Raw genomic sequence first — 16,850 nt, forward strand, 5'->3', positions numbered from 1 at the left:
TGCTGCCGCGCTGTACATCCCGCATCCGCTGCCCGATACTTCGTGTTTATACGAACTATCATGAGGCAGCCTATGCTGGAAAATCACCCGCAGCGCGATGAAATCCGTCTGGAAAATGTATTGGCCGCGCTCGGCAATCCCCTGCGCATGAGTGTGGTGGCTATCCTGGCGGAGGGGGGTGAGCACACGTGCGGATCGCTGCTGAAGGGCGTGTCCAAATCCACTCTAACGCATCACTGGCGCGTGCTGCGCGACAGTGGCGTCATCTGGCAGAAACCTTCAGGCCGTGAAAACCTCTTGTCACTGCGTCGTGACGACCTGGACGCACGCTTCCCCGGGCTGCTGGGCGCATTTCTTACGGCGACCACGCAGGATGGTCTGACGCGTGGCACCGTCAACGACTTTCACAGCTCAGCGTCTTAATCCGTTTTTGGCCGCAACAGATAGCCGGAGCGCACATCACCCTCAATATAGCCAAATGCGGATGCGCCAAAGTGCATGCCTGCTACCCGCGTTTTGTCCCTTGAAACCTGTTCGATAATCGCTTTGCGCGTGGTTTCAGCCAGTGCCGGATCGTTATCAAAGGAAATGGAAACGTCTGGTCGAGCTAACTGGATATGCGGGTAATGTACAATATCGCCCCAGATCAGTAGACGTTCATTGTCGGAATCAATCAGATATCCGGTATGCCCCGGCGTATGGCCTGGCAGACTGATAGCCTGGATATCCGCAGTGATATTATTCTGCTCAATCAGGTGCAGGCTGGGCCGATAGGCCTCGAGCGTACGACGCACCAGCAAGGCATTTCTCTGAGTGCGTTCGTTGGCTGTTTCAAGCTTTTCATCATCCCGCCAAAATGCCGCTTCAGCCGTAGAGAGATAAAGTTGCGCATTAACAAAGGCGGGTTGACCGTTGGCTGTTAGTAAGCCGCCAATATGATCGGGATGGCAATGCGTGAGCAACAGAGTATCAATGGCGTCGGGGTTAACACCCAGCGCTAACAGATTAGGCTGCAATTCCCCGCCAATATGATTGACGGCGCCCATGCCGCTATCAATCAAGATCGTGCGTCCTTCACCGCGAATCAGATAACAGTAAATATGAATATCACCCGGCACATCGATACCCGATTGCGCTTGAATTGACTCTGCGCTGGGGATATCAATGCCGGAGAGCAGCGTAAGGCTGGCTTTCATGGTGCCATCACTGATAGCCGTGACCAGATAGTGACCCACGCGTTGTGAGGAGAAATGTTTGACCATCATTACCGCCTTTGTTCTTCACCGAAAGAGAAAACGCTGTTTAATCATTAAGCTGCATCAGCAATGAAATATTGCAGGGAACCGGCGGGTGTGACTATCATCCTTTTCGACTGAGTTGAGACCGAAAAAGCTGTGGACATTAAATTATTGCGATCTTTTGCTACTGTGGCGCTGCTGGAACATGTCGGTCAGGCGGCGGAAAAGCTGCATATCTCGGCATCCCCGCTGAGCAGGCAAATTCAACAACTTGAGAGTGAACTCGGCGTCACGCTGTTTCATCGTGAGAAAAAGCGTCTGCGATTGACGGAAGCAGGGCGAAAATTTCTGGATGAGGTCACGCCTTTTCTGCAACATCATGCGCGTCTCACCGATTATGGCCGCAGCCTGACGCAGACGGCCAGGGGGCGTCTGGATATTGGTTATGTTGAGGCGGCGATACATTCGCGCATACTGCCAGATGCCATTGCCCGGATTGATCAGCAAAGCGGCACCGCTATCCATCTGCACGCGATGCGATCCCAGCAACAACGCGAATTACTTGAGGAAAGGGCGCTGGATGTAGCGCTACTGCATACCCCTCCCGAAAAGGGCGACTGGTTTTTGCAGAAAAAAGTGCTGACGGAACCGATTCTGTTAGTCATGCCAAAAGCACAAACCATCGCTACACCCACACCGGCAGATTTACAAAAACAGCGCTGGATAGCCGATCATGCGCACCTCAATCCAGCTGCGCGCGCCCGCTTACTGGCTGCATGTGAGCAAGCGGGTTTCCAGCCGGATATTACCTTTGAGGTGAACGGGCCGCTGGCTGCCCTGGCCTGCGTGGAAGCGGGCCTGGGGTTTACCTTCATTCAACAAAGCCTGGCGAGTCGGGTCGCAGATACCGTTTCACTGGTGATGCTGCCGTGGTTACCGCTGGAGATAACCTTATATGCTGTGTGGCGGAAGGACGATAACAGGCCGCAGATTCGGGAGTTTATTGACGCGCTACCGAGGAGGGATGCGCTCACTTAGTCGCGGCAATGAGCTGTAGCCGATGCGTGCTGATATCCTGATCCGCTAAGCAATGAAAACCCAACCGTTCATAGAAGGAATACGCTGCGTGCGGTGCATGGGTATTGATCAGAGCAAAATGGATGACCGCATCCTGAATGATCTCTTGCAGTAACAACGTTCCCAGCCCCATGCCGCGATAACATTGACCTAAATAGAGATGACGAACCCTGCCAGCCCGACAATTTGTCATGAATGGGTCCTGATTCAGCCCGCCAACACCAATCAGTTGATGGCATGAAAACAGCCCCAACAGCTTTTCGCCAGGGAGATCGAAACAATTGGTGCCGTTGCGCCAATTATCATCGAGCCTGCGAAGCATATTGAAACCCAGGTCGATGCTCTCCGCTTTGAGTGACGAAAATCCGGGGACATACGGGGTGATGGTTTCAACGCGCAGATTCAATCTCTTCTCCTCTCACTGTTGCAATGGCGACGGGCGTTTTACAAAGGCTGTTGTATTTGCAACTACTCACCCGTTAAGTAACGCTCTCATCTTAATAAAATCAACTGCTTAAATTCATGCAAATTTGGCACAACTGCTGCATTGCCCTTTATATATCGAAAAGATTGAACTTGATAGAAATTCATATTTTTAAGCTATATATCGACAGGAGAAGCCGATGTCAGATAAGAAACCCCTGCAATTTGCTTACTGGGTGCCCAATGTGTCCGGTGGATTAGTGATCAGTCAGATTGAACAGCGCACCCGTTGGGACGCGGAGTATAATCGCGAACTGGCAAAAATCGCTGAAAAGGCAGGATTCGACTATGCCCTGACGCAGATTCGATTTACTGCCGGATACGGGGCAGATAACCAGCATGAATCGGTGACCTTCTCACAGGACTTGCTGAGCCATACCTCAACGCTCAAAGTGATTGCCGCGCTGCTGCCCGGCCCATGGAATCCCGTGCTGGCCGCCAAGCAGATCGCTACCATCAGCCATCTTTACGGTCCACGTATCGCCGTCAATATTGTCAGCGGCTGGTTTCGGGGCGAATTTAAAGCGATTGGCGAACCCTGGCTCGATCATGAAGAGCGTTACCTACGGTCTGAAGAATTTATCCGCTGCCTTAAAGGTATCTGGCGTGAAGACAGCTTCACCTTTGCCGGAGACTTCTATCGCTTCCGCGATTACGCATTAAAACCCAAACCTCTTTTACCTTTACCTGAAATCTTCCAGGGCGGCAGTTCCCGTGCAGCGCGTGATATGGCGGCACGCGTGTCGGATTGGTACTTCACCAACGGCAATACGCCGGAGGGCGTTCAGCAGCAAATTGAAGACATTCAGGTGAAAGCCATCACGCACGGACATCAGGTTAAAATTGGTTTAAACGGTTTTGTCATCGCCCGTGATACAGAGCAGGAAGCGCAGTCCGTCCTGCAGGAAATCATCGCCAAAGCCAATCCGGATGCTGTTAAAGGCTTCCAGCATGAGGTGAAAAACGCGGGAAGTGCCTCACCCGAAGGTGAGGGCAACTGGGCAAAATCGTCGTTTGAAGATCTGGTGCAGTATAACGACGGCTTTAAGACCAATTTAATTGGCACCCCACAACAGATCGCTGAGCGCATCATGGCGTTGAAGCAGGCAGGCGTCGATTTATTGCTGCTGGCCTTTTTGCACTTCCATGAGGACGTTGAGTTCTTTGGCCGCGAGGTGATTCCGCGAGTGCGTGAACTGGAACGTCAGGAAAGCCGGGTCTCCGCCTGAAATTAAATATGGCGGGCGCGGCCCGCCAGTAGCGCCATCACCATCTGAACCACGGTGACCGCCAGCAACATGATCAGCGGCACCAGCCAGTTACCGCTGGCATCATGTAGCATACCGAAACACAGCGGGCCAAGTGCCGCCAGCCCGTAACCGACGCACTGCGCCATGCCGGAGAGTTTTGATGCCTGGCGATGATCCTGAGTGCGCAGATTAAACAGTGAAAGACTGATCACCAGCGATGCGCCCGCGCCCAATCCAGCCAGAATCAGCCACAAAAGTGACCATGAAGGCAGCAGCAGCAAGCCGCCCACCGCAACAAAAATCAGGAATGAAGCGACAAAGCCAATAGCGCGCTGATCGCGCAGTCGTTTAAGGGCGCTCATGCAGGCGAGATTGGAGACGATGGCGACGATCTGATAGACGAACAGCATGCCGCCTGCCTCAATCTGGCTAATACCGTTGTCTTGCGCAAACGGGGTGAACCAGCCAATCAGGGTATAAAACAGCAGTGACTGAGTGGCCATAAACAGCGAAACTTGCCAGCCCAATGCTGAGCGCCAGGGCGATCGCGTCACGCTGTGGGTTGCTGCGGCGTGCACCTGCGGCCCCGACTTTTTCAGATAAGGTAGCCAGGCGAGCAGCGCGATAAACGCGGGCACCAGCCACACCGCGAGCGACAGACGCCAACCTGCGGAGCTGATTTCAGCCAGTGGCACCGCAATCCCTGATGCAATACTGGCTGAAATCCCCATCACCATGGCATACAACCCGATATAGCGTGCCGTGTGCTCAGTAAAGTCACGTTTGATTAGCGGTGGCAACAGGACATTGGCGGCGGCAATCCCGGAACTGAGAATAAGGGTTCCTGCCCACATGGCATTTTCACTGCCGGTAATGCGCAGCAACGACCCCAGCGTGATCAGCAGCAGCGAGCCCCACAAACTGCGTTCCAGGCCAAAGCGATTACCAAACCAGGCGGCAGGCGGTGCCAGCGTGGCAAACATAAGCAGCGGTAAAAAGTTGATCACGCCTGCGGCACTGGCGCTCAGTCCAAAACTGGCGCGGATATTCTCCAGGATGGGGCCGGTGGCGGTGATCGGCGTTCGCAGGTTGGCAGCAGTAAGCAGCAACAGAAACAAGAAAAAACCCGCGCGTCGCAGGGCTGGATTTTGGGCAATAGTGGTATGGGACATATTTGCGCACCATAGAGTTGAGGCAGAACGATTCTGCATATGGTGCGTTGATTGACGTTAACGCTTACGCAGCAGTTCATTTCCGCTGAGGAGGGGAATGCTAACGAGGGACGTTTGACATGTAAAGTTTCAAAATCCATCAAAGATAAAATCAATAGAATCTTTGATTTGCTGGCGATAAGGGCGCGCATCCATCACTTGTTTTCCTAACAGAGATGCGGGCACACTTGCCATTTCATGGGTCATGACGAGATAGCCCTCTCCCTCAATTTCGATGACGGGGTTAAGCCGTTTTACCTGACCAGCCTTAAGTCGATTCATAGGGTACAAAGGAATGACAATACGCGTTGTGAGCTGATCAATGATATCGCTTTGAACATCGACCAGATAAGGGTAAGCACTGTTTTTACTGGTGTTGTTATAAATCATGTACTGCATATTTAGAACGTCCTGTGTTCATCCGACAATAAACCATGCTCTTCAGTTATGCGGTTCAGTTCCTGTAAACCGGCACTATTTTCTTGTTTCCATTTTTCTGCAGCGGCTACCCGTATTTCTTGTCGCAAAGCCTCAGCAAGAATCGCGGATAAGTTTAAACCGGCCTCTCTGGCTTGTTGCAATAGCATGGGTTCGACGGTGACGCTGACGGTTTTCTTCTGGTTTACACTGGTATTAGGCATAAATCCCCCGTGTGGACTACACGTGTAGTAATGTCGATGAGTATGGATGAAAACTCAACTGCCATCAATCCAACAAAAATAAACGTTATTGACTTGCCTCTCGACCTTTCCGCGTCCACTTTTAAAGCCTCTGTTCAACACAAATGGATGCACGATGCTTTGGTTATGGAATACGCTGATCTTGCTGGCGTCAGTGGTGGTGATGGAAGTGGTGGCGGCACTGTCGCATAAGTACATCATGCACGGTTGGGGCTGGGGCTGGCATTTATCACACCATGAACCGCACGACGGCAAATTTGAACTCAACGATCTCTATGCCGTGGTGTTTATGTTCATGGCGATTGCGCTGATCTACATCGGCGTAAACGGCTACTGGCCGCTGCAATGGATTGGTGCGGGCGTAACCTTGTACGGCGCACTCTATTTTATGGTGCACGATGGTCTTGTGCATCAGCGCTGGCCGTTCCGCTATATCCCGCGCAAAGGCTACCTCAAGCGCCTTTATATGGCGCACCGCATGCATCATGCGGTGCGAGGACGGGAAGGATGTGTTTCTTTCGGCTTTCTCTATGCGCCGCCATTGCATAAATTGCAGGCGGCGCTGCGACAGCGGCATAAATCCGTTAACGCGGACGCTGCCATAAGCCCTCAGGACGCGACTCCGGACGAGTCAAACGTGAGGTAAGCGCCAAGCCAGCACCTTTCACCAGCAGCGCCAGTTTTTCGCCGCTGCTGGTGCGTTGTCGCGCATCCCAGGCGTGCTCACCCGCATGTTGCACTTTCACCCCAATCTCACGATAGACGCCGCGTGCGGTGGCGATAGCCCACGCGGAACGCAGCGGCAACCCTGGTAAGCCGGAACGAGCAGAGTGATAATAGGGTTCTGCTTCGCTCACCAGTCGCGCGGCCAGTGGTGCCAGGGCAGCGCGATGTTGCGGATCGGCAAGATTCTGGCCGGTTAAGCCAGCTTGATCCAGCCAGCTTTGCGGCAGATAGCAGCGACCGTTCTGCGCATCTTCAACGATGTCGCGGGCAATGTTGGTGAGCTGGAAGGCGAGCCCCAGATCGCAGGCGCGATCCAGCACCGCTTCGTCACGGACGCCCATCACACGGGCCATCATCAGGCCCACCACTCCCGCGACGTGATAGCAGTAGCGTAAAGTATCATCGAACGTCACGTAGCGCGCCTCACGCGCATCCATCGCAAAGCCTTCCAGATGATCAAACGCCAACTGTGGCGGCAACTGGTGAATTAACGCCACCTCCTGGAATGCTTTGAACGCGGGTTCATCCATGTGCGCACCGCTGTAAGCACGGCGGGTTTCAATTTGCAGATGCAGCATGCGCGCTTCGGCATCTTCTACCACATGTTGTGTGCCGCCTTCGCCCAGCGTTTGTCCATCAATCACGTCATCGCAGTGGCGACACCACGCGTACAGCATCAGCGTGCTGCGCCGCGTGGGCGCATCGAACAGTTTCGCGGCGGTGGCAAAACTCTTTGAGCCGACCGCCATGGTCTGGGTCACTTGCTCTAGCAGGGGTTGGCGATTCATCCAGCGAGATCCTCCTGCATCAGTTGCGCAGTGGCTTTCGCCGAGCCAATCACACCGGGTACCCCGGCGCCGGGATGTGTGCCAGCACCAACCAGATAGAGGTTGGCGATATCCGCATCGCGGTTATGTGGGCGGAACCATGCGCTCTGCGTCAAAATCGGTTCCAGCGAAAACGCTGAACCCTGATGGGCATGCAGCGTGTCGCGAAAATCAAACGGCGTAAACATGCGGTGCGTCACCAGTTGCTGACGTAGTCCCGGCATATAGTGCTCCTCCAGATAAGCAAAAATGCGATCGCGTAAACGCGGTCCTTCCTGTTGCCAGTCGATCGCCGCCGTGCCGAGATGCGGCACCGGTGCCAATACATAGAAACTGCCACAGCCTGCCGGAGCCAGTGATGGATCGCTGGAGCAGGGTGCATGCAGATAAAGCGAAAAATCGTCTGAAAGCTGGCTGCTGTTAAAAATCTCGTCGATCAGCTCACGATAGCGCGGGCCAAAGCACACGGTATGATGCGCCAGCTGTGAATGCGGGTGATTCAGACCGAAATAGAGTACAAACAGCGAATTGCTCATGCGTTTACGTTTCAGCGAGGCCGCACGTTTGCTGGCGGCAGGATGCCCACGCAGCAACCGATCATAGGTATGCACCACATCGGCATTTGACGCCACCGCATTAGCTGCAAACCGGCGACCATCTTTCAACTGTACGCCAATTATGCGATTGCCCTGGGTTTCCAGCTGACTCACTTCGGCGTTGAGCAACAATTCGCCACCCAGATCGGTAAATAGATTTGCCATACCTTGCACCAGCGCTCCCGTGCCGCCACGTGGGAACCATACGCCCCATTCGCGTTCCAGCGCATGAATCAAGGTATAGATCGAGGACGTTGCAAAAGGATTACCGCCAACCAGCAGCGAGTGAAAAGAGAATGCCTGGCGCAGGTGATCATCCTGTATAAATTTCGCCACCATACTGTAAACGCTGCGCCAGGCCTGCAAGCGGCCTAACTGAGGGCCAGCATGCAGCATGTCACGGAAATGCAAAAAAGGCACAGTCCCCAACTTAAGATAACCCTCTTTGAACACCTCGCGTGAATAGGCGAGAAACTGCCGATAGCCTGCGACATCGGCCGGGTTGAAGCGGGCAATTTGCTGCTCCAGCAACGGTTGATTATTGTCATAGTCGAGCTGTTTACCGTCTTCCCAGCATAAGCGATAGAAAGGCGTAACCGGCATCAACTCGACATAATCGCTGAGTGATTTTCCGGCCAGCGTAAACAGCGCTTCAATCGCAGTCGGGTCGGTGATCACCGTGGGCCCGGCATCAAAAGTAAAGCCCTGTTCCTGCCATGCGTAGGCGCGTCCGCCGGGTTTATCGCGCTGCTCAAGTAGCGTGGTAGGAATACCGGCCGCCTGCAGCCGAATAGCCAACGCCAGGCCGCCGAAACCGGCGCCAATCACATAAGTGCGTGTCATTATTTCTTCCCTGGTTTAGAAGAGGTCGTCATCAGTGCGCGCACCGCTTCGCCGATTGGCACGGGCGGTTTGCCACATAAAATGCGCGCTTTGTCGCCGAGGCGGAGTTGCCCGGCGTAAAAGCGGCTGATTAATCCGGCATCCAGCCGATAAAAGCGTTGCATCACACGCCAGCGCTGTTCCGGGCGTCCGGCCAAGAACAGCATCCGATTGAGCAGCCGGAAAAAACGCTGTGCTCGCCATTGCTCGCGCGCAAACTTTTCGATGGCGTGACTGAGCGTTGTCGCATCACAGGGCAACAGTTGGGCAATGCGTTCTGCCAGCACCAGTGCTGTGGGCAACGAGTAGCCCGTGGTGGCGTGGAACAAGCCCGCACGCAGCCCGCTGCAGGGTTGATCACGCTGTTGTTGCCAGAAAGCATCGATATCGCCACTCAACGTAATCGGCAGCGAACCCTGCTCCTCACGCAGCAGAAGACTCAATGGCCAGTGGTGCGCTTTGGCGTAGTCGGCGATATTCTGCCGCGCAGTGTGCTCTGTCAGCGTCGGCTGGTTAATGTAGTGCGTATCTTCAATTAAAAGACGATCTGTACTCAGCGGTAAGGTGTAAACAAAACGGTAGCCTTGCTGCTGGTCCACTGTGGCATCCATCAAGATTGGCTGCGTTAAACCGTGAGGCCTCGCCAGATGCCACTCCTGACCGACAAAGGCTTGATAGCCCAGTTGCAGATGCGGCGTGTGTTGCAGGCCGCGACCATCAATCACCACCGCAGCATGCAGTACGCGATGGTCGGCCAAGGTGACCTGGGTGGGTCGCACCTCATTCACCGGGGTATTGATCCAGAGATCATCCGCTATGACCTCATAAAGCCGTTGGGCAAAATCTGCAGAGGTGATTGAGCAATATTCCCCGCTGAGATTGCGGCGCAGTGTAGGGAAACGCACCTGATAGCCGGGCCAGCGGTGGGCAATCAACGGTTGTAGCCACTGAAGCTGATCGGGGCTGAGATCGTCCTGATGGAAGGACCAGGTATGATTACCGGCCGGATGCGCGTGACTTTCCAGCATCAGAATGCGCAACTGGGGTTGGCGCTGACGCAGCTTCAGCGCAATCAAGCCATTAGCCAGTCCGGCACCCACTAAAATCACGTCATAATTCTCGGGCATCAGGTCGCCTCCGCCAGCACAACACGTTGTTGCCCCAATGCCTGCTCAACGATATCAGCAGCGCGCTCACAACCACCGGCACGCTGTAGTTGCGCCTGAATGGGCGAGATGCGCAGCCGGTAGCCGTCATCCGTCAACAGTTGCTGCAGGTGCTGTTCCAGCTGATGCACGCGGCTAAAGCGAGACGCGCGATGCCCGACGCCGTGCCAGGCAATACGTGACGCCACGCCGGGTTGGTCAAAGGCCAGTGGCAGCGCCAGCATCGGGGTGCCCCATTCCAGTGACTCTAACGTGCTGTTGAGTCCGGCATGGGTGATAAACAGCTGCGCATGTTGCAGCGCGGCTGGCTGATCGAGAAAATCCGTCACCCACGCCGCACCGGCGCGCTTAAGCTGCTGCACCTGATTGGCGTCCAAACCGCCACAATGGGCAATCACCAACGAGAGCTGCTGGTTGCGGCACGCTTGTGCCAGATGCAGGAACAAGCGAAAACGATGACCTTGCAAGGTGCCAAAAGAGGCATAAACCACCGGCTGTCGCAATTCAGGCCAGGGCGCGCTGGCACTGCGGGGAGGATGCGATGCCTGCAGCAGACCCACAGCGTGAAAATGGCTGGGCAGATGCTGGCGCGGAAAATCAAATGCCGGAACGAGTTGGCTAATCTGCGCCAGCGGTGACAAACATTGATGCAGGCTGTGGCGATCGGGTAAACCCCATCGTTGCGCATGGTGGCTGATCACCGCGCCATGGCGCTGCATCAGACGATCATAAATATCCTGGCTGGCCTGAAAACGTTGCAGAGATTTTTCATCCTGACCAAAGCGAAACGGCATCACCGCCAGCGGTATGCCAGGCTCGCGATTCACCGGCAGCGCGCAGGCCACTGAAACAAAGGGAAGGTGCAACGCTTCTGCCACTAAGCCACCCGCCGCTTCCATCTGATCGGCAATCACACCATCGACTTGCAACGAGGTTAAACGCGCAGGCAGTTCACGACACAACATATCGGTGCTGGCGGCGATATCACTGATTACCCGCCATAACGAAAGGGGCGAGGCCAGATGCTGTAACACCCGTGCCAGAGAACCGACGGGATGGCTGCGCTCACCTACGGTGCTGAATCCTATACATTCATCCGTTAGCAGGAGACGTGCATCGTCCTGTTGCACAAAGGTGATGCGATGACCGCGCGCAATCAGCGTCTGTGACAACGCCTGCAGCGCGTGAAAGTGGCTATACAGTGGCGGCGCAATCACGGCAAAGTGCCCCATCGGCAGTCCCGCGATCAGTGAAACATCGCCAGCTGTTGATTAAACAGGGCGTGCATATATTGGCGGGTCGCTATGCCACGATGGCAGGCGCAGGCGAGGTGCGCATCGGCACTGCGCAGATGTTCACGCAAGCGGCGCTCAGCACCTTCAGAACCGAGCATCTGTACCAGCGTCGATTTACCCTGATCCTGATTAACGTCCTTGCCGGTGTGTTTACTGCCGTCGGCGAGATCATCGAGCAACTGGAAAGCCTGACCCAAATCCTGCGCGAAATAGTTGAGTTTCTGGCGCATAGCGGGTGTTGCTTCCGCGGCAATCGCCGCCATTTGCAAGGTGGCTCGGAACAGCACGCTGGTTTTGAGTTCATTGGTTAATGCGACGGCTTCCGGGCTACGCGATTGCGCGCCCTGATGCAGATCCTGGAATTGACCCTGCACCAAACCTTGTAAACCCACGGCAGAAGAGAGTTCGGCAATCGCCTCTGATTTCTGCAGGGCGGCTAAACCTGGCGCAACGGCAATCACTTCAAAGGCGCGGCTCAGCAGGGCAATCGCCGCCAGAATCGCCACGCTTTCGCCAAATTCGCGATGCACCGTCGGGCGCCCGCGTCGCATCTGAGCATTGTCCATGCATGGAATATCATCGAGGATCAACGACGCGGCATGCACCATTTCAACTGCGCAGGCGAGATCAAGAATGCCCTGTTGCGATGCTTTGCTGCCCATATCTCGCGCAGCTAACAACAGCAGCAGTGGACGAATGCGTTTACCCGGTGCCAGCGCACCGGCACGCATGGCGGCACGAACCTGATCGCTCGGCTGACCCGCAGGCAGCAGTTGCTCAAGATGCGTCTGCAATAATTGCTGCAAAGAGTGAAGTTCGTGTTCCTGGCTTGCTGTGATGTCGACATGGGCGGTCATAGCGGCTTTCCATGGTAAGTTGAATTGTTATGGTTTTTTTATTAACCGTAGACTGCGTAAGGTGAGTTCGCCAGCGTGCTCAACGCATTACGGTAAAGACAGAACCGAAATAAAACCTGATTCTCAACCAGGATTCATTGCACTTTCCCCGTGATCTTATTAGCGAAAAAAGTAACAAGGATGCCGTAACATAAATTCATCCGGTAGTCTGAAACGACACGCTTATCCATCCGGGAAAATAATGATGTCTTCGCAACCTCATATTCTGATTATTCAGCCACTGATGCCTCAGCTGGACGAAAAACTCTCGCAACATTTTCAATGTCATCGTTTATATAATGAGCAGGACCCTGCGTTATTTCTTCAGCGCCAGGGCAAAGAGATTCAAGGCATAGTGACGCGCGGTGACGTGGGTGTAGAAACGTCGATTCTGGAACAGGTGCCGGCCTGTAAAGCGATTGCGGTGTTTGGGGTGGGAACCGATCGTATCGACCTGAATTACACCGCCGCACATGATATTCAGGTGAGCATCACCAGCGATATTCTTACCGATGATGTCGCCGATTTAGCCATGACGCTGACCTTAGCTTTTTCACGCAACCTGGTGGCCAATCATCAGTTCGCCCGCTCTGGCGCGTGGGAAAATACCGGCACTTCGCTTTCCAGTAAAGCCAGCGGAAAACGCATGGGCATCGCGGGTTTAGGCGCGATTGGTCTTGCGATTGCCCGGCGTGCTGAGGCATTCGGTATGGAGATCGCTTACACCGCGCGCAGTCAAAAAGATGTGCCTTACCAACGCTGTGAGAACATTGAACAGCTGGCGGCGTTCAGTGATTTCCTGGTGCTGGCGCTGCCGGGTAGCCCGGAAAATATCCAGCTGGTGGACGCAAAAGTGCTGGCGGCGTTGGGGAAATCGGGTGTGCTGATCAATATTGCACGCGGCACGGTGGTGAATGAAAACGATCTTATCCAGGCATTGCAGCAGGGTGTGATAAAAGGCGCCGCGCTGGATGTTTTCCCGCAAGAACCGGTTATTCATCCTGCGCTGCGTGAATTAGATAATGTGTTATTAACCCCACATATTGCGAGTGCCACCCATGAAACCCGTGAAGGCATGGCGAATAATGTGCTGGAGAATTTGCTGGCCTATTTCTCAAATGGGAAAATGCTGACGACGATATAAATTTATTCTCTGGCATCAGAGGATTTTCTTATATCCTGCGCAGTAAGCGTTATATAGCAATTGCAATCTCTGCCGATGAACGTTGTTATGATAGGGCTATTCATTCAGGAGCCATTCATGACAACTCAAAAGATTGCGATAGTGGGCGGCGGCGTCATCGGTTTAGCGGTGGCGCGCGCATTAGCCTTGCAGGGCGTACAGGTTACGATTTTTGAGCAGCAGCATATTGGTGCCGGCACCAGCAGCACCACCTTCGCCTGGGTCAACTCCAATGGTAAACAACCCCTCAGTTATCACCAGCTCAATGCCCTCGCTATGGAAGAACATACTCGTTTGCAGCTTTCGCAAACCAATGGTCTGCGCTGGCTGGAAACCTGTGGTACCTGGGAGTGGGCGCCAGAAGGCGAGGCGCAGCAGAGGCTACTTCAGCGTGTTACCTCCCTGCAATCGCTGGGTTATCCCGCGCATGAGGTGACACCGGATGCGTTGCAGCGTGAAGTACCGGATCTGCGTTCACAGGCGGTAAGTGGCAGCGTCTGGCATTTCCCAACGGAATCGGTATTGCATCCGGCGCTGTATCTCTCGCGACTCTGGTCTGAAGCGCGTGCCAATGGGGCGGTATTGCATCAACAACATGCGATTGAACGTCTTAGCGAACAAGCTGATGGCGTCACGCTGCATCTGGTAAACGGTGAACAGTGGCAGGGTGATCACGTGGTGATTGCCACCGGGCGCTGGGCCAATCAACTGCTTAACACCCTTAATCTTGATTTGGCGCTGCTCGATACCAGCAAACCCAACGCGGTGGCCTGTAGTTTCCTGGCACGCACTGCGCCACAGCCGCTCTCGCTGGCAACCAATTTAATCTCTCCTCAGCTTAATGTACGCCCGGACGGCGGCGGGCGATTGCTGTTGCAGGCACTGGCGCTGGATGGCCTTGCCGACCCTGCTGCCCCACCTTCGTGCCATGGGGATATTGCGCAGGCGTTCCGCGATCGCTACCACGCGTTGTTTGCAGATGCAGGCGAATTGCAGATTGAGAACATTGTGATTGGTCAACGCGCCAGACCGGCGGATGGATTACCTGCCATTGGCTACGTCACGCCTCATCAGCGTGTGTATGTGGCAGTGACACACAGTGGAATCACGTTGTCACCGTTGATTGGCAAGCTGGTGGCGCAGGAACTGGTGCAGGATCAGGCCAGTGAGTTGCTGGCAGATTTCCGCCCTCAGCGACTATTAGGCAAAAAAGCCAGTGACTTTGCGCCGATTAAACGCAACTTCCCTGCGGCACAGTAAAGCCATTTTTCCTAAAAATGATATTTTTGTACCATTTTTGCGTGAGCGAGCAGTTTTAGTTGTTGCGATTATGTTATTACTGATTGCCTTACCACTCTTCTCTATCACAAGGAGGCAGCATGAAAATCGGTATCGTGGGCTATGGAACGGGCGGCAAACACTTTCACGCGCCATTCATTAATGCGGCTGAGGGCGTGGAGTTAGCGGGCATCGTGGCGCGTGCGCCAGCCACTATTGCACGCGTGAGAGCGGATTTTCCCGACATTCCGATCTATGCCAGCCTGACCGACATGCTGGCGGCAGGTGTCGATGCCGTCACGATCACGACACCACCGCAAACGCGCCGCGAACTGGTGCTGGAAGCGATTGCTGCGGGTGTGGCGGTGATTGCCGACAAACCCTTTGCACCCGACGCGAAAACGGGGCGTGAGTTGGCCAATGCCGCGAAAGCGAAAGGCGTCGTATTGAGCGTGTATCACAACCGTCGTTTTGACCATGATGTGCGCACGCTGAAAAAACTGATTGAGCAAAATCGCGTGGGAAAAGTGTGGCGTTTGCATAATCGTATGGATTTTGACGATGCCAATACCCTCGAAGGCGGCGAAACCGGCGGTTTGCTGCGTGATTTAGGCAGTCATATTGTCGATCAGGCGCTGTTCCTGTTGGGGCCGGTAAAATCGGTTTATGCTCAATTGGATATCATCGACCTGCCGGAAGGGCCGACCGACGCCAGTTTTGTGCTGACGCTCACTCATCAACACGGGACTAAATCCTATCTTTCCGCCACCAAACTGAATCGCTTTGTTTGCCGTGAGTTTCGTCTGTATGGCGATGCCGGTAGCTTTATTTCACAAGGGACGGATGTGCAGGCGCAGGCCATTTTTGCGGGCCAGCGCCCGGCGGACGATCGGGATGCATGGGGCTATGAGCAGCCTGAGCGCTGGGGCACACTTAATACGCCGCAAGGCTCAGAACGGGTGCCTTCTGAACAAGGTGCCTATCACGCCTATTACGAAGCTTTTGCTCAAGCGGTACGCGATGGCAGTGAGCCTCCGGTGACGCCAGAGCAGGCGATTGAAGTCCTGGCGGTACTGGATGCTGCTTTTGTTAGCGCACGTGAAAATCGGGTCGTGGAACTAGCGTGATTTACACGACCTGCACAATTTGTTCGCGTAGCCATTGATGTCCGGCGCTGTTCGCCAGCGCCGGATTGTAGTAAACGCGCAGCGCATAATGCGGGGTAGGAAAGGGCGTCGGGAAAATTTTCAAATCCGCCGCGCCAAACAAGGATGTCACGGCACGTTGCGGTAACGCGATAGCCAGATCCGTGCTGGCGATGATCAATGGTGCAGTCATCAGACTCGGCAGTTCCACCACCACTTTGCGCTGAATTCCTTGCGCGTCGAGTATTCGGTCAATCACGCCGCGTTGCTCATTCCACGGATTAACTACCACATGCCCCACGCGCAGGTAATCCTCATAGGTGAGCGCATCGCGGATAAACGGATGCCCCTGGCGAACTGCAACCACGTAGTTATCCTCGAAACATTCGATAGTGTTGATGCCACGTCTTGGGGTGGTGACTTCATCCTCAAAACCGATGGCAAAATCCACCTTGCCCGCCATCAAATCCTCAAACGCATCGTAGCCGCGTGAATACACCACCTTGATCACTACATTGGGTGCCTGCTGTTGCAGATGGGCAATCAACGTGGGCAGAAGGGCGGTAGCGGTGTAATCCGTCACGGCAAAGCGGAAAACCTGATGGCTGGTGAGCGGGTCAAAATCGTTTCGGCGGTTAAGGCTCTCCACCAGCGCGTCCAGGGCATTGATAATGCCGGGCGCGAGCAGTTCCGCTTTCGCGCTGGGTAACATTGCATTTCCCTGACGGATAAAAAGCGGATCGTCCAGTGAGACACGCAGGCGTGCCAAAGCGTGACTTAATGCCGAGGGACTGAAGGCCAATTCATTTGCGGCGGCGGTGACACTGCGCTGGCGATAGAGCGCGGCAAACACCAGCAGTAAATTGAGGTCGAGTTGGCGCAGCATGAGATGCACGTTGTTCATAATTATCCTGAAG

The 16,850-nt window shown here is 54.5% G+C and carries 18 protein-coding genes; 7 read left to right on the plus strand and 11 right to left on the minus strand.

What is annotated here, in order from left to right:
• Nucleotides 1-72: 72 nt before the first annotated feature.
• On the plus strand, nucleotides 73-423 hold the full coding sequence (locus tag FD744_RS01410; RefSeq protein ID WP_160867004.1) for a helix-turn-helix transcriptional regulator: 351 nt from the start codon (nucleotides 73-75) through the stop codon (nucleotides 421-423).
• On the opposite strand, the gene FD744_RS01415 is transcribed toward FD744_RS01410, so the two are convergent.
• On the minus strand, nucleotides 420-1,265 hold the full coding sequence (locus tag FD744_RS01415) for an MBL fold metallo-hydrolase (RefSeq protein ID WP_237449309.1): 846 nt from the start codon (nucleotides 1,263-1,265) through the stop codon (nucleotides 420-422). The two genes, FD744_RS01410 and FD744_RS01415, sit on opposite strands and share 4 nt — an antisense overlap.
• A 129-nt stretch (nucleotides 1,266-1,394) precedes the next feature.
• Here FD744_RS01415 and FD744_RS01420 point away from each other — a divergent pair, with 129 nt between their 5' ends.
• Nucleotides 1,395-2,276, plus strand: a complete 882-nt coding sequence (locus FD744_RS01420) for a LysR family transcriptional regulator (protein WP_097118741.1) — start codon at nucleotides 1,395-1,397, stop codon at nucleotides 2,274-2,276.
• On the opposite strand, the gene FD744_RS01425 is transcribed toward FD744_RS01420, so the two are convergent.
• On the minus strand, nucleotides 2,269-2,721 hold the full coding sequence (locus FD744_RS01425) for a GNAT family N-acetyltransferase (protein WP_237449310.1): 453 nt from the start codon (nucleotides 2,719-2,721) through the stop codon (nucleotides 2,269-2,271). The genes FD744_RS01420 and FD744_RS01425 overlap by 8 nt on opposite strands.
• Nucleotides 2,722-2,938: 217 nt before the next feature.
• On the opposite strand from FD744_RS01425, the gene sfnG reads away from it, so the two are divergent.
• A complete protein-coding gene (gene sfnG, locus FD744_RS01430) occupies nucleotides 2,939-4,027 on the plus strand; it encodes a dimethylsulfone monooxygenase SfnG (protein WP_160867005.1) in 1,089 nt (362 codons plus the stop codon).
• 2 nt (nucleotides 4,028-4,029) lie between these two features.
• On the opposite strand, the gene FD744_RS01435 is transcribed toward sfnG, so the two are convergent.
• The 3 genes from FD744_RS01435 to FD744_RS01445 form a co-directional block, all read right to left on the minus strand.
• Complete coding sequence (locus FD744_RS01435) at nucleotides 4,030-5,220, minus strand: MFS transporter (protein ID WP_160867006.1); 1,191 nt, start codon at nucleotides 5,218-5,220, stop codon at nucleotides 4,030-4,032.
• Between the two features lie 129 nt (nucleotides 5,221-5,349).
• Nucleotides 5,350-5,658: a CcdB family protein gene (locus FD744_RS01440; protein ID WP_058962010.1), complete on the minus strand. Its 309-nt coding sequence runs from the start codon at nucleotides 5,656-5,658 to the stop codon at nucleotides 5,350-5,352.
• A gap of 2 nt (nucleotides 5,659-5,660) precedes the next feature.
• Nucleotides 5,661-5,900, minus strand: a complete 240-nt coding sequence (locus FD744_RS01445; RefSeq protein WP_058962011.1) for a type II toxin-antitoxin system CcdA family antitoxin — start codon at nucleotides 5,898-5,900, stop codon at nucleotides 5,661-5,663.
• Nucleotides 5,901-6,054: 154 nt separating this feature from the next.
• Here FD744_RS01445 and FD744_RS01450 point away from each other — a divergent pair, with 154 nt between their 5' ends.
• The gene (locus FD744_RS01450; protein WP_160867007.1) at nucleotides 6,055-6,585 is read left to right on the plus strand and encodes a sterol desaturase family protein; all 531 of its coding nucleotides are present in this window, start codon (nucleotides 6,055-6,057) and stop codon (nucleotides 6,583-6,585) included.
• Here FD744_RS01450 and crtB read toward each other — a convergent pair.
• From crtB to FD744_RS01475, 5 genes are read right to left on the minus strand one after another with little or no spacing between them, the layout of a single operon-like run.
• Nucleotides 6,524-7,453 (minus strand): 15-cis-phytoene synthase CrtB, encoded by a 930-nt coding sequence (crtB, locus tag FD744_RS01455; protein ID WP_160867008.1) that lies wholly within the window; start codon nucleotides 7,451-7,453, stop codon nucleotides 6,524-6,526. The two genes, FD744_RS01450 and crtB, sit on opposite strands and share 62 nt — an antisense overlap.
• Nucleotides 7,450-8,931, minus strand: a complete 1,482-nt coding sequence (locus FD744_RS01460; RefSeq protein ID WP_160867009.1) for a phytoene desaturase — start codon at nucleotides 8,929-8,931, stop codon at nucleotides 7,450-7,452. The genes crtB and FD744_RS01460 overlap by 4 nt, the downstream gene beginning before the upstream one ends.
• Complete coding sequence (gene crtY, locus FD744_RS01465; protein ID WP_160867010.1) at nucleotides 8,931-10,097, minus strand: lycopene beta-cyclase CrtY; 1,167 nt, start codon at nucleotides 10,095-10,097, stop codon at nucleotides 8,931-8,933. The genes FD744_RS01460 and crtY overlap by 1 nt, the downstream gene beginning before the upstream one ends.
• Nucleotides 10,097-11,368: a glycosyltransferase gene (locus FD744_RS01470; RefSeq protein WP_160867011.1), complete on the minus strand. Its 1,272-nt coding sequence runs from the start codon at nucleotides 11,366-11,368 to the stop codon at nucleotides 10,097-10,099. The genes crtY and FD744_RS01470 overlap by 1 nt, the downstream gene beginning before the upstream one ends.
• Before the next feature lie 14 nt (nucleotides 11,369-11,382).
• Nucleotides 11,383-12,288 carry a polyprenyl synthetase family protein gene (locus FD744_RS01475; RefSeq protein ID WP_160867012.1) on the minus strand — a complete coding sequence of 302 codons (906 nt, stop codon included), beginning with the start codon at nucleotides 12,286-12,288 and terminating at the stop codon, nucleotides 11,383-11,385.
• Between the two features lie 241 nt (nucleotides 12,289-12,529).
• On the opposite strand from FD744_RS01475, the gene FD744_RS01480 reads away from it, so the two are divergent.
• The 3 genes from FD744_RS01480 to FD744_RS01490 all read left to right on the plus strand — a co-directional run bounded on the left by FD744_RS01480 (nucleotide 12,530) and on the right by FD744_RS01490 (nucleotide 15,915).
• Nucleotides 12,530-13,471: a 2-hydroxyacid dehydrogenase gene (locus FD744_RS01480; protein ID WP_160867013.1), complete on the plus strand. Its 942-nt coding sequence runs from the start codon at nucleotides 12,530-12,532 to the stop codon at nucleotides 13,469-13,471.
• 117 nt (nucleotides 13,472-13,588) lie between these two features.
• Nucleotides 13,589-14,770, plus strand: a complete 1,182-nt coding sequence (locus tag FD744_RS01485) for an FAD-binding oxidoreductase (protein WP_160867014.1) — start codon at nucleotides 13,589-13,591, stop codon at nucleotides 14,768-14,770.
• 119 nt (nucleotides 14,771-14,889) lie between these two features.
• Nucleotides 14,890-15,915: a Gfo/Idh/MocA family protein gene (locus FD744_RS01490; RefSeq protein ID WP_160867015.1), complete on the plus strand. Its 1,026-nt coding sequence runs from the start codon at nucleotides 14,890-14,892 to the stop codon at nucleotides 15,913-15,915.
• Between the two features lies 1 nt (nucleotide 15,916).
• On the opposite strand, the gene FD744_RS01495 is transcribed toward FD744_RS01490, so the two are convergent.
• Nucleotides 15,917-16,837 carry a LysR family transcriptional regulator gene (locus tag FD744_RS01495; RefSeq protein ID WP_202403355.1) on the minus strand — a complete coding sequence of 307 codons (921 nt, stop codon included), beginning with the start codon at nucleotides 16,835-16,837 and terminating at the stop codon, nucleotides 15,917-15,919.
• Nucleotides 16,838-16,850 lie beyond the last annotated feature (13 nt).

Origin of the sequence: Pantoea sp. Taur, assembly GCF_009830025.1 — a bacterium.
In the GTDB taxonomy this organism is placed as follows: domain Bacteria; phylum Pseudomonadota; class Gammaproteobacteria; order Enterobacterales; family Enterobacteriaceae; genus Pantoea; species Pantoea communis.

What these genes read in the sequence shown, in the direction of transcription:
- FD744_RS01410 (WP_160867004.1), top strand. Translation starts at nt 73, where the DNA reads ATGCTGGAAAATCACCCGCAGCGCGATGAAATCCGTCTGGAAAATGTA.
- FD744_RS01415 (WP_237449309.1), bottom strand. Translation starts at nt 1,265, where the DNA reads ATGATGGTCAAACATTTCTCCTCACAACGCGTGGGTCACTATCTGGTC.
- sfnG (WP_160867005.1), top strand. Translation starts at nt 2,939, where the DNA reads ATGTCAGATAAGAAACCCCTGCAATTTGCTTACTGGGTGCCCAATGTG.
- FD744_RS01435 (WP_160867006.1), bottom strand. Translation starts at nt 5,220, where the DNA reads ATGTCCCATACCACTATTGCCCAAAATCCAGCCCTGCGACGCGCGGGT.
- FD744_RS01440 (WP_058962010.1), bottom strand. Translation starts at nt 5,658, where the DNA reads ATGCAGTACATGATTTATAACAACACCAGTAAAAACAGTGCTTACCCT.
- FD744_RS01445 (WP_058962011.1), bottom strand. Translation starts at nt 5,900, where the DNA reads ATGCCTAATACCAGTGTAAACCAGAAGAAAACCGTCAGCGTCACCGTC.
- FD744_RS01450 (WP_160867007.1), top strand. Translation starts at nt 6,055, where the DNA reads ATGCTTTGGTTATGGAATACGCTGATCTTGCTGGCGTCAGTGGTGGTG.
- crtB (WP_160867008.1), bottom strand. Translation starts at nt 7,453, where the DNA reads ATGAATCGCCAACCCCTGCTAGAGCAAGTGACCCAGACCATGGCGGTC.
- FD744_RS01460 (WP_160867009.1), bottom strand. Translation starts at nt 8,931, where the DNA reads ATGACACGCACTTATGTGATTGGCGCCGGTTTCGGCGGCCTGGCGTTG.
- crtY (WP_160867010.1), bottom strand. Translation starts at nt 10,097, where the DNA reads ATGCCCGAGAATTATGACGTGATTTTAGTGGGTGCCGGACTGGCTAAT.
- FD744_RS01470 (WP_160867011.1), bottom strand. Translation starts at nt 11,368, where the DNA reads ATGGGGCACTTTGCCGTGATTGCGCCGCCACTGTATAGCCACTTTCAC.
- FD744_RS01475 (WP_160867012.1), bottom strand. Translation starts at nt 12,288, where the DNA reads ATGACCGCCCATGTCGACATCACAGCAAGCCAGGAACACGAACTTCAC.
- FD744_RS01480 (WP_160867013.1), top strand. Translation starts at nt 12,530, where the DNA reads ATGATGTCTTCGCAACCTCATATTCTGATTATTCAGCCACTGATGCCT.
- FD744_RS01485 (WP_160867014.1), top strand. Translation starts at nt 13,589, where the DNA reads ATGACAACTCAAAAGATTGCGATAGTGGGCGGCGGCGTCATCGGTTTA.
- FD744_RS01490 (WP_160867015.1), top strand. Translation starts at nt 14,890, where the DNA reads ATGAAAATCGGTATCGTGGGCTATGGAACGGGCGGCAAACACTTTCAC.
- FD744_RS01495 (WP_202403355.1), bottom strand. Translation starts at nt 16,837, where the DNA reads ATGAACAACGTGCATCTCATGCTGCGCCAACTCGACCTCAATTTACTG.